The sequence below is a fragment of the uncultured Agrobacterium sp. genome (genome assembly GCF_913777885.1).
Lineage (GTDB): Bacteria > Pseudomonadota > Alphaproteobacteria > Rhizobiales > Rhizobiaceae > Agrobacterium.
Window position 1 is genome coordinate 114,379 of record NZ_CAJYTV010000013.1, and the last position, 11,708, is coordinate 126,086.

Here is an 11,708-nt window from a genome sequence, read left to right on the forward strand (position 1 = left end):
TTTGATTGAACTTGATTGACAACAACAGAAGTTTACGAAAGATTGCGGTCAGGAGGACCCCATGTACGAGAGCGAACGTCATCGCATCATCTTGAGCGCCATACAGGAAAAGCCTGTTGTGACGGTGCAGGATATCGCCGAGCTGACGGATGCGTCGGAAGCGACGATCCGGCGCGATATTGCCTCTCTCCATGTTCAAGGAAAACTGCGCCGGGTGCGCGGCGGTGCCGAAGCGGTACATCCTCCACAGCTTGGAAATCTGGCGGCACGTCCCTTCCGTGTATCGGAATCGGTCAATATCGATAAGAAACGCACAATTGCGCGCAAGGCCGTCGATTTGTGCGAAGAGGGTGACGCCATCATCATCAATGGTGGCACGACGACCTTCCAGATGGTGCATTACATGTCAGCCCGGCGCCTGCAGGTGATGACGAATTCTTTCGCCATTGCCGAGCATCTGGTGAAGCACTCGAAGTGCAATGTCAGTGTGCCCGGCGGTGCGATCTATCGCGACCAGAGCCTGATCCTGTCGCCTTTTGAAAATGATGCGATCCGCAATTTCTATGCGCGGCGTATTTTTATCGGTGCGCAGGGTGTGGGCGCGCTCGGCATCATGGAATCCGATGCAATGGTGATCCAGAGTGAGCAGAAGCTGATGCGCCAAGCAGAGGAGCTGATCGTCATGGTCGATTCCTCAAAGTTCCGTAAACGCTCCAGCCTGATCCTGACGCCACTGGATACGGTATCGACCATCATCACCGACGAGGACATTTCAGACGAGGCCGCACGCATGGTGGAGGCCGCGGGAGTGACGCTGGTCATCGCCGGAACAGCGGCCGCGCCGGCGGAGGACAAACCGCCGACAGAGGAGGATTCCGCTTCGGTTGCTTGAGGAGCACCGAAGGGAAGGTTTAACGGGAGGAAAAGGGAATGAAACTTACACGCAGAAAACTGACCCGCGCCCTGGCGCTCGGTGTGGCATTGGGCGTTGCCGGTATGGGCAGTGTCGCCCAGGCGAAAGACATGAAGATCGCACTCGTGGTCAAGTCGCTCGGCAACGGCTTCTTCGAGGCGGCTAACAAGGGCGCACAGGAAGCAGCCAAGGAACTTGGCGGCGTCGAGATCATCTATACCGGCCCGACAACCACCACCGCGGAAGGCCAGATCGAAGTCATCAACTCGCTGATCGCCCAGGGCGTCGATGCGATTGCGATCTCGGCAAACGATCCGGACGCCGTGGTTCCGGCACTGAAGAAGGCCGCTCAGCGTGGTATCAAGGTTATTTCCTGGGATTCCGGTGTAGCGCCGGCAGGTCGAATTCTCCAGCTCAACCCGTCCTCTAATGCGCTGATCGGCAAGATGTGCCTGCAGCTTGCAGCGGATCATCTCGAAGGTGGCAAGGGCGACTTCGCCATTCTTTCTGCCACAACCACCTCCACGAACCAGAATATCTGGATCGAGGAGATGAAGAAGCAGTTGAAGGACTTCCCCGGCCTCAATCTGGTGACGACCGTTTACGGCGACGACTTGGCCGACAAGAGCTACCGTGAAGCGCAAGGTCTGTTGACCTCGCAGCCAAACGTCAAGGTTATCGTCGCGCCGACGACTGTCGGTGTCTTGGCCGCATCGCAGGCCGTAAAGGATGCCGGCAAGATCGGCCAGGTCTATGTGACGGGCCTTGGCCTTCCTTCTGAAATGGCGGGCGCGATCAAGTCCGGCGCGACGAAGGAATTCGCCATCTGGAACCCGATCGACCTGGGCTATTCTGCGACCCAGATCGCCTACCACCTCGTGAAGGGTGATGCCGACGGCAAGCCGGGCTCGGAAATCGAAGCTGGCCGCATGGGCAAGATCAAGGTCGGCGAAAACAGCGAAGCCGCGATGGCCGATCCGTTCATCTATGACGCGAAGAACATCGATCAGTTCTCCAAGATTTTCTGATCCTCGACGACATCTCCCGGCGACACCAGCCGCCGGGAGATGTTTCCAACAGCCCTCAGTCGACGTCATCCTCCAGCTTGCACCAAGCATCGATCATGCATGCCGGATGTTTGCATCAGTAAACCCATCGGGATGCCGTTGAGTGAAGGCTTCGCTTCTTCTGCTCGATCATGAGCACGCAGGTCCGTGAGAAAATGACAGTAGAGACAATGACCGAAACGGCAGCGCTTTACGCGACGGAAGAGGAACGTTTGAACCCCGTTCTCGAGATGCGCGGCATCAGCCAGATTTTTCCAGGCGTAAAGGCCCTGGATAATGTCGACGTTCAGCTCTACCCCGGACAAGTGACGGCACTGATCGGCGAAAACGGCGCGGGCAAATCCACGCTGGTCAAGATTCTGACCGGTATCTATCGGCCCAATGAGGGCGAGATCCTTCTGGATGGCAAGCCCGTTCAGTTTCAAAGCGCGCAGGATGCCATCGATGCGGGTGTAACCGCCATCCATCAGGAAACGGTTCTGTTCGACGAGCTTTCGGTTGGCGAGAACATCTTTCTCGGACATGCCCCCAAGGGCCGCTTTGGGCTGATCGATTGGAAAACGATCAACGAGAAATCCCACGCCTTGTTGGAACGGCTGGAAAGCAAGATCGACCCCACCATCCGGCTGAAGGATCTGTCCATCGCACAGCGACATCTGGTGGCGATTGCCCGTGCCCTGTCGGTGGAGGCGCGCATCGTCATCATGGACGAGCCGACGGCGGCTTTGTCACGCAAGGAAATCGACGATCTTTTCCGCATTGTCGAAAATCTCAAGCGGCAGGGCAAGGCGATCCTGTTCATCAGCCACAAGTTCGATGAAGTTTACGAAATTGCCGAAAATTACGCCGTCTTTCGCGATGGACGCATGGTCGGCGCGGGAAAGCTCGCCGCAACAGCCCAGGACGAAATCGTTCGGCTGATGGTCGGTCGCGATGTAAAGGACGCGTTTCCGAAACAAGCCGTCAACATTGGCGGCACGGTGCTGTCAGTCGATAATTACTGCCACGAAACGGAGTTTCGCGGCATCTCCTTCGAATTGAGACAGGGCGAAATTCTTGGGCTCTATGGCCTGATCGGCGCTGGGCGGTCGGAAGTCTGCCAGTCTATCTTCGGCATGACCCGACCTGCATCCGGTACACTGAAGCTGGACGGCAAAACCGTGACAATCCACTCACCCGAAGACGCAATCCGGGCCGGTATCGCCTATGTGCCGGAAGAGCGGGGACGTCATGGCCTGGCGCTGGAGATGCCGATCTACCAGAACATGTCTCTACCCTCCCTCTCCCGCACATCGCGCAAGGGCTTTCTGAAAGCGGCAAACGAGTTTGCGCTCGCACGCAAATATGCAACGCGCCTTGATTTGCGTGCAGCCGCGCTTTCCGTGCCTGTAGGAACACTATCCGGTGGCAACCAGCAAAAGGTGGTGATCGGCAAATGGCTGGCGACTGCGCCGCGGGTCATCATTTTGGACGAGCCTACAAAAGGCATCGACATCGGCTCGAAAGCCGCTGTCCACGGCTTTATCAGTGAATTGGCGGCGGAGGGCCTGTCCATCATCATGATCTCGTCCGAACTGCCGGAAATCCTTGGCATGTCCGACCGCGCGATCGTGATGCGTGAAGGGTTGATGGCCGGCACATTCGACCGGGCGGAGTTCTCGCCGGAAAAGCTGGTGCGCGCCGCCACCGGAAATGCGTGAGGGGAAATGCGCATGAAGACACTTTTGAAGAACCGTGAATGGCTGCTGGCAGGCATCATCATTCTGCTCATCATCGGCTTTTCGCAGCGGTCTGCGGGCTTTGAGCGACCAGCCAATCTTGTCAATATCTTCAACGATACCTCGATCCTGATCATTCTGGCCTTGGGACAGATGACGGTGATACTGACGAAATCGATCGATCTTTCGGTGGCGGCCAATCTTGCATTTACCGGCATGGCGGTGGCGATGACCAATGCCGCATTCCCCGGCGTGCCACTTCCCCTCCTGATCGCCATGGCTGTCGGCATCGGAGCGCTGCTCGGTTCGATTAACGGTATTCTCGTCTGGTGGCTTGGCCTTCCCTCCATCGTGGTGACACTTGGTACACTCACCATCTATCGCGGCATGGCCTTCGTTCTGTCAGGCGGCGCATGGGTCAACGCCCATCAGATGTCCCCGACATATCTCAACGTGCCCCGAACGCCGGTCCTCGGAATACCGATTCTCTCCTGGGTGGCAATTCTCGTCATCCTCGCTGCCTGGATCATCCTGAAGCGGACCTCCTTCGGTCGTGCGGCCTATGCGTCTGGGGGCAACCCGAACGCTGCGATCTATGCGGGCATCGATGTAGGTCACACGCGCTTCCTCGCCTTTGTACTGTCCGGAGCGCTGGCCGGTCTCGCAAGCTATCTATGGGTGTCGCGATACGCCGTTGCCTATGTGGATATCGCTCAAGGCTTCGAGCTGGACAGTGTTGCGGCCAATGTAATCGGCGGCATCTCGATTGCAGGCGGCATAGGCTCGGTGCTTGGCGCCGTCCTTGGCGCGCTTTTTCTCGGCGTCATCAAGAATGCGCTTCCGGTAATCGGCATCTCGCCCTTTGCGCAGATGGCGATCTCCGGCATCGTCATCGTTCTCGCCGTCGTCTTCAATGCGCGCGCAGAAGCTCGCAAGGGGCGCATCATCTTGCGCGACAGAGCCGCCACCGAACAGAGCAAGGAGGCTGCGGCATGAGCGTGGATCATTCGCAACCGCAGATGTCATCCCGCATCATTCCAGATAAGCTGGGCACGCCTCTGCGCCGCATTATGGCAAGCTGGGAATTGCTGTTACTTGGTGTGGCTATCCTTATCTTCATCGCCAACTCGCTGGCCTCGCCGTATTTTCTCGACGCTTGGAATCTCTCAGACGCGACTTTTAACTTCACCGAGAAGGCGATGATCGCCTTTGCCATGGCGCTTCTCATTATCGCTGGTGAAATCGACCTGTCGGTTGCCGCCATCATCGCACTCGCCTCCACTGCTATGGGTTACGCGGTACAATTGGGTGCGGGAACGCCTGAGCTGGTGGCAATCGGCATTGGCGTTGGCTTGGCCTGTGGCGCTTTTAATGGCTTTCTTGTTGCCGGACTTAAGCTTCCGTCCATCGTCGTCACCATCGGCACCATGAGCCTGTTTCGCGGCGTTTCCTACATGGTTCTCGGCGACCAGGCCTTTGGCAAATATCCCGAAGACTTCGCTTACTTCGGCCAGGGCTACGTGTTCTGGGCGATTTCGTTCGAATTCGTACTGTTCGTCCTGATGGCGATCGCCTTTGCGATCCTACTACATGCGACGAATTTTGGACGACAGGTCTATGTCATCGGCAACAATCCATTCGCCGCAAGATTTTCCGGCGTCCCCGTGGAGCGCGTCAAGTTCATTCTCTTTCTCATTACCGGCTTGATGAGTGGTATTGCCGCTGTGTGTCTGACTTCGCGGCTCGGCTCCACACGCCCCTCCATCGCTCAAGGGTGGGAGTTGGAAGTCGTGACGATGGTCGTGCTCGGGGGCGTGTCGATCCTGGGCGGCTCCGGAACAATCGGCGGAGTGGTGATTGCCGCTTTCGTCATGGGGCTGGTTACATTCGGTCTTGGTCTCCTCAACGTTCCCGGCATTGTCATGTCGATCTTTGTCGGCCTTCTGTTGATCATCATCATCGCCATTCCAATCGTCGTGCGTCGCATGAAAGCCATGAGGTGAATAATGCCAGAGCTTGAAAAACACGCGTTCAAGATGAAGCTATTTGCGGGCAAGGAAGCGGAATACAGGAAGCGTCACGACGAGATTTGGCCGGAGCTCGTAGACCTGCTGCACGAGGCTGGCGTGACCGATTATTCGATCCACCTCGACCCTGAGACCAATGTGCTCTTTGGCGTCCTTACACGTCCGAAAGATCACGGCATGGCGGCGCTGCCCCACCATCCCGTGATGAAGAAATGGTGGGCACATATGGCCGATATCATGGAAAGCAATCCGGATAACTCTCCAGTCGCGACCGATCTCGTTACCGTCTTTCATCTGCCATGAGCCAGCCGATCCAAACCGTTGCCGTCATCGATATCGGCAAGACGCATGCCAAATTGATCATCGTTGATGGCGAAAGCGGCCAAGAACTGGCATCCTGCAAGATTGCAAACAGGATCGTCAGCGGTCCGCCATATCCGCATTACGATACCGATGCGCTGTGGCGTTTCATTCTGGGAGGGCTTGCCGGACTGCACAAGGCGCCCGGCTATCAGGCAATCTCGATCACCACACATGGCGCAAGTGCAGCGCTCCTGAATGCTTCGGGGGATTTGGCGTTGCCCGTTCTCGATTACGAGTTCGCATTCCCGGACAAGATTGTCCAAGCCTATGAGACGATCCGCCCGGATTTTGCGGAGACATTTTCGCCGCGGCTGACAGGAGGTCTGAACCTCGGTGCGCAGCTCCACTATCAGCGTACGTGCTTTCCTGAGGAGTTCGCCTCCGTCGCGACCATGCTAACCTACCCGCAATATTGGGCCCACCGCTTGACCGGCATTGCTGCGAATGAGGCCACCTCGCTCGGCTGCCACACCGATCTATGGCGCCCCTTTGAGAGAAGCTACTCAAGCCTCGTTGCGCGTCTCGGTATTGCCGACCTTATGGCGCCCATCCGGTCTGCTTTCGATGTTCTGGGAGAAACGACGCCTGCCGTCACAGAGCAACTCGGCCTTCCCGCACCGGTTCCCGTCTATTGCGGGATCCATGATTCCAATGCTTCATTGCTCCCGCATCTCGTGGGTTTTGGCATTCCCTGCACCGTCGTTTCGACCGGCACATGGGTGGTGTGTTTTGCCGCTGGCGGACAGGCGATCGATCTTGACGAAAAGCGTGACACGCTGGTCAATGTGGATGCATTCGGAAAACCCGTGCCTTCTGCCCGGTACATGGGTGGCCGGGAATGGGAACTGGTCAACAAGACCTTAGGGCCAGTCACACCGGAATCAGAGTGGGCGTCGGTAAACGACGTGATAGCGCAAGGCCAGATGCTGCTCCCGAGTGTCGTCAGCGGCACCGGCCCGTTTCCGGGCACGACGGGCGGGTGGCGCAATGAGCCACAAACGGATGAAGGCCGGCGCGCGGCTGCCAGCCTCTACCAAGCTTTGATGACGATGACCTGCCTCGACCTGATTGGATCACGCGGCCCTATCGTGGTGGAAGGCCCCTTTGCCGCCAACCGCGTGTTCTGCGCAGCACTCGCCACCTTGTCCGCCCGGAAGGTGTACGCCTCGGCCTCGCACACAGGCACATCGCTTGGCGCCAGCTTTCTCACCGGAACAAAGTCAAACGTGCCTGTCGAGCGACTGAGCGACACGATTGCAAACCTCGCTGCCTATGCCGAAACGTGGCAGAAAATGGCAGGGTGAACACAAAACACCCCACACCTTTGACCGCATCAGCTCTGCTTGACGAATTCTCCGCCCTTGATGATGAACGGCATGTGCTTACCCTGCCCGGTCAAAAGTGAGAGATCGTCGAGTGGGTTGCCGTCCACGACGATCAGATCGGCGTAAGCCCCTGGCGCCACAGCTCCCAGTTTGCCTTCAAAACCTAGTGCCGTTGCCGCATCAAGCGTTGCAGAGCGAATGACATCTGCGGCCGGTAGATGTTGGCCGCGAAGAACGAACTCCTCCGACTGATGCTCGTGCATCTCACCCAGCAAATCCGTACCATAGACCATGGTCACGCCCGCCTTGTGCAGCACTTTCAGCGCCTCGAAGCCAGCGCTGCGCACATCCTCGATCTTGGCGACAGAGACTGGCGGCAGGCCGAGCGAAGCGCCGTCCTTCGCCAGGCGGTCATAGACGATGTTGGTCGGGACGACGAAGGCGCCGCGTTCCTTGGCAAGCTTTGCCGTCTCCGGCGTGATCAGGTTGCCGTGCTCGATCGACTTAACCCCGCATTCGATCGCGCGTCGAATGGCGGCATCGGTGTAAAGATGGGCAGCCACGTAAGTCTGCGCGTTCTCGGCCTCTTCAACGGCGGCGAGCACCTCTTCTTTTGAAAAGCCTAGGTTTGCAATCGGATCGGTCGGCGAAGACACGCCGCCATTGGCCATGAGCTTGATGAACTGTGCGCCACCTTTGACCTCTTCACGACAGGCCTGGCGAACTGCATCGACCCCATCGCAGATGCGACCGAGCGCACCCAGTTGGTCAGGATAATGCTCGACCGAACGACGATTGAACCGGCCTCGGTAATCGGTATGGCCGCCTGTCTGGGACAGCGCCTTGCCGCAGATGATCAGTCTCGGGCCAACAATCGTGCCCTCGTGAAGCGCTTCAACCAGACCGTGATCGGCACCGCCGAGGTCACGAACCGTGGTAAAGCCACGCATCAGCATCGCCTTCATGATGGTCGCCGAGCGCAGCGCCACCAGAGAATTTGGCAGATCCGCATTGGCTCCAAGGTCGAGTTTGGTGGCGATGACATGGACATGTCCATCAATCAATCCCGGCATGAGGATCTTGCCAGCCAGATCGACAACTCGGTCGGCAGTGGCCGAGAGCGCCGGGCCAACTTCGATGATCAAATCGTCACGGATGAGCACATCCGTGGGAGCGGTCGGTTCACCCTGCGATCCATCAACGATGCGGGCATTTTTGAGAAGAATTGAACTCATTGGATTCACTTTCGATCGATGTCTTAGAAAGGCGCACAGCGGCTCAACGCTGGTTCGCTGCCAGCAAGAAGTATGGAACCAACCACGGCGCTAGCGCCTCCGCACGGTCCAGTTGACGCTCGTCATAAACTCCAGCGCGATGGGTCAGATTGATCGTGCCAATGCAGGAGCCATCGAAAACAACGGGCACGTTGATCTGCGTGCCGCCGCCAAGACTTGCGATGAGTTCATGGTCAAAAAAGGCCCATCTGATGCCGTCCATATCCTTGGCGAGAAAACTCTTGTGCTGCCCGATAACGTGGCGGCCCCAAGGGGTGTCCGTCATAGGCTTACGGCCCGAGACCGGATAATGCTCAGGGTCCGAGGAGTAGATGCGGACGACTTCACCACCATCGACCGCGAGCAGCGTGAAGAGGACATGTCCCATCTCGCGCTGGAACAATTCGTCGAGTGCCTGAAAGAAGGGTGCTGGCTGATCGGGCAGCTTCATGGCTTCGTAAAGGCTGATCTCATTGTGCATGTCGTGATCCTTTTTGCTGATGAGGGAGCAGCAATTGCCGCTCCCTTATGTGCCTGGAACGCCATGCGTCCTATTGGGCGCTCGAAGGACGCTCCATCTTCTTCGATCTAAGCCTCAACGCGCGGCAAACTCTTCCGCCTCGATTTCCTCCAGCGACCGGTTCTTTGTCGGAATGCCGAGAAAGAGCACGGACATCGCACCGATGAACAGGATGACCGTCGTCATGCCGAAGACACCAGCGAAACCGCCAATCGGATAGACGGCTCCCACGAGGATCGGTGCTGCGATTCCTCCGATACGTCCGATGGCCGAGGCGGTGCCGACGCCGGTGGCACGGATGCGCGTTGGAAACACTTCCGGCGTGTAGGCGTATTCTCCGGCGGCAACGCCATTGATGAAGAAGGATAGTGTCATGGCAAGCGCGATGACCTGCGTATCACCAGTGGCAAAAGCAAGCGAGAGCGCCGAAACAGCGGCCAACGCCATATAGAGCACGATCGTATAGGGACGACCGATCTTCTCGCAGAACCAAGCGGCTGTGAAGTAACCAGGGATCTGCGCCGCATAGATCAGAATCGAGAAGGAGAAGCTTTTGGTCATGGTCATGCCACGCTCGACAAGCAGGCTCGGGATCCATGTCATGAAGGCGTATATGCTGAAAGTGACCGATACCCAGAGAAGCCAGGTCATGATGGTGATGCGCCGGAAGCGGGGCGACAGCAGCGCCTTGAAGTTAGCCATCAGCGAGGTATTGGGCGTTGCAGAGACCTGCGCCGCAGGTTCCGGTGCAGGCAGAACGATGCCGCGCGCCGCATATTTCTGCTCGATGCCGGTGACGATGTCGTTTGCTTCCTGATGACGGCCCTGGCTTTCCAGCCAACGCGGCGATTCCGTCAAGCCACGGCGCCACCACAAGACCACGACGACCGGCATCGCGGTGACGATCAAAGCATAACGCCAGCCGTCGTCAGAGGCGGGCACGAGGAGATATCCAAGAACTGCCGAAATGACGAAGCCGAAGGAGAAGAAGGCTGCGAGCGAAGCCGTAAATCGTCCACGATACTTGGCGCCAACGAATTCGGAGAGGAACGGCGCGATGATCGCCGCCTCGGCGCCCATGCCGATACCGCCGACAACGCGCAAGGCAAAGAACTGGTGCCAGTCATTAACGGCAGCACCGGCAAGACTCGCCAGGCAAAAGAGGACGAGCGCCCAGAGCATGACGTTCTTGCGGCCATAACGATCGCCGATCGCACCGGCAATGAGAGCGCCGATGAGGAAGCCTACATAGGTGCTGCTGGCAAGATAGCCGACCTGAAGGCTCGTCAGTTGCCACTGAGCCCGAAGTGCCGGAAGCAGGAAAGCGATAATGCCCGCGTCCCACGCCTCGAACATGTAGCCCAGCCCGCCCATCATGAGGAGCTTGTATTGAAAGCGCCCGACGGGCAGCCTCTCCAGTCTTGCAGCAGTATTATACATTTTTGGTTCCCACCATTATAGTGTGTCACCTCCGCCGCGTTGCGGATGGTGTGCGCGTCTTTTCGTCGCGCAACATTTTTTGCACGGGAACGATAATTAATGCAATATGCAAAAAACGCTGCAGACGATTTTGCGGGAACGCTAGAGGACTGGCTGCGTCATCTCGATGAGAAATTTTCGCTGACGCCAGCAGCGCACGAGGTGATACAGGCCGTGATCAACGACCCGCGGCACGCCTCTTTTGCATCCGCCGCCGAACTTGCTCAAAAGGCTTCCGTCAACGTTGCGACGATCACGCGGACCGCGCAGAGTCTTGGTTTTTCAGGATGGCCGGAACTTCGCCAGGAAATCCGTACACGCTTCATGAGCAAGCTTTCGGCACCTGAGGTCAGCGTCGTCCACCAACAGGAGACCGGCAATGAGCGCCCGTTCGATGCGGCTATGAACCGGCAGATCGAGCAACTGACGGCGTTGCGTCGGCGTACCGACCGAAACTCGATCAAAGAGATTGCAAAACTTATTGCAGGCGCAAAACGCAGAATCGTTCTTGGGTCGGGCAGCTTCGCTTCGATTGCCAATATACTCGCGCACCACGCCACGCTTTGCGGCTACCGCATGGAACTGGCGACCGACGGGGTAATGATCGCCAATGCGCTAGGCGATGTGAAGGAAAACGATGTCGTCATCATCTTCACCTTCTGGCGCCTCTACAATTCCGCAATCAGAGCTGCCGCTCAGGCCAAGGCCAAGGGCGCAACCACATGCGTGATCACTGACGCTGCCGTGGATGCGCTGGCAAAAAATGCCGACTATTTGCTGCTGGCGCCAGCAGAAAGCACCTCATTCTACGCGACCGTCGTCCCCGGCATCGGGCTTGCGGAAGCCATCTCTGCAGAGTTGGGCGCGCTAAACCCTCAAATGAGCGCACGCTCCATCGCCGATTTCGAGGAGCAATGGCAACACCAGGACCTGCTCTTCACCAAAACAGCGCCTATGGCTGGGAAGCCTTTTGATCAGCTTTGAAATCGAGCCAGTGCAGGGCGGAGCCGTATTTTGCTTCT

11 protein-coding genes are annotated in these 11,708 nt (G+C 57.7%); 8 read left to right on the forward strand and 3 right to left on the reverse strand.

Annotation, left to right across the window (positions count from 1 at the left end; genetic code table 11):
* The first annotated feature begins 61 nt into the window (after nucleotides 1-61).
* The 7 genes from QZ869_RS12845 (at nucleotide 62) to QZ869_RS12875 (ending at nucleotide 7,392) form a co-directional block, all read left to right on the forward strand.
* Complete coding sequence (locus QZ869_RS12845) at nucleotides 62-892, forward strand: DeoR/GlpR family DNA-binding transcription regulator (RefSeq protein WP_296019022.1); 831 nt, start codon at nucleotides 62-64, stop codon at nucleotides 890-892.
* Nucleotides 893-930: 38 nt separating this feature from the next.
* Nucleotides 931-1,941 carry a rhamnose ABC transporter substrate-binding protein gene (gene rhaS, locus QZ869_RS12850; protein WP_296019020.1) on the forward strand — a complete coding sequence of 337 codons (1,011 nt, stop codon included), beginning with the start codon at nucleotides 931-933 and terminating at the stop codon, nucleotides 1,939-1,941.
* A gap of 209 nt (nucleotides 1,942-2,150) precedes the next feature.
* Nucleotides 2,151-3,680, forward strand: coding sequence for a sugar ABC transporter ATP-binding protein (locus tag QZ869_RS12855; protein ID WP_296019034.1), 1,530 nt, complete (start codon nucleotides 2,151-2,153; stop codon nucleotides 3,678-3,680).
* Nucleotides 3,681-3,692: 12 nt separating this feature from the next.
* Nucleotides 3,693-4,694, forward strand: a complete 1,002-nt coding sequence (locus QZ869_RS12860; protein WP_296105229.1) for an ABC transporter permease — start codon at nucleotides 3,693-3,695, stop codon at nucleotides 4,692-4,694.
* Nucleotides 4,691-5,701, forward strand: coding sequence for an ABC transporter permease (locus QZ869_RS12865; protein WP_296105230.1), 1,011 nt, complete (start codon nucleotides 4,691-4,693; stop codon nucleotides 5,699-5,701). Before QZ869_RS12860 ends, QZ869_RS12865 begins: the two co-directional genes overlap by 4 nt.
* A 3-nt stretch (nucleotides 5,702-5,704) precedes the next feature.
* Complete coding sequence (rhaM, locus tag QZ869_RS12870; protein WP_296105232.1) at nucleotides 5,705-6,028, forward strand: L-rhamnose mutarotase; 324 nt, start codon at nucleotides 5,705-5,707, stop codon at nucleotides 6,026-6,028.
* Nucleotides 6,025-7,392, forward strand: a complete 1,368-nt coding sequence (locus QZ869_RS12875) for an FGGY-family carbohydrate kinase (protein ID WP_296105234.1) — start codon at nucleotides 6,025-6,027, stop codon at nucleotides 7,390-7,392. The genes rhaM and QZ869_RS12875 overlap by 4 nt, the downstream gene beginning before the upstream one ends.
* A gap of 29 nt (nucleotides 7,393-7,421) precedes the next feature.
* Here QZ869_RS12875 and QZ869_RS12880 read toward each other — a convergent pair whose 3' ends face one another.
* The 3 genes from QZ869_RS12880 to QZ869_RS12890 all read right to left on the reverse strand — a co-directional run bounded on the left by QZ869_RS12880 (nucleotide 7,422) and on the right by QZ869_RS12890 (nucleotide 10,647).
* On the reverse strand, nucleotides 7,422-8,648 hold the full coding sequence (locus QZ869_RS12880) for an amidohydrolase family protein (RefSeq protein WP_296105236.1): 1,227 nt from the start codon (nucleotides 8,646-8,648) through the stop codon (nucleotides 7,422-7,424).
* A 43-nt stretch (nucleotides 8,649-8,691) separates the two neighbouring features.
* Nucleotides 8,692-9,168: a GAF domain-containing protein gene (locus QZ869_RS12885; RefSeq protein ID WP_296105238.1), complete on the reverse strand. Its 477-nt coding sequence runs from the start codon at nucleotides 9,166-9,168 to the stop codon at nucleotides 8,692-8,694.
* A gap of 114 nt (nucleotides 9,169-9,282) precedes the next feature.
* Entirely contained in the window at nucleotides 9,283-10,647 is a 1,365-nt protein-coding gene (locus QZ869_RS12890; protein ID WP_296078574.1) for an MFS transporter, read from the reverse strand.
* Nucleotides 10,648-10,746: 99 nt separating this feature from the next.
* On the opposite strand from QZ869_RS12890, the gene QZ869_RS12895 reads away from it, so the two are divergent.
* Nucleotides 10,747-11,670 (forward strand): MurR/RpiR family transcriptional regulator, encoded by a 924-nt coding sequence (locus tag QZ869_RS12895; protein WP_296101395.1) that lies wholly within the window; start codon nucleotides 10,747-10,749, stop codon nucleotides 11,668-11,670.
* The last annotated feature ends 38 nt before the right edge of the window (nucleotides 11,671-11,708 follow it).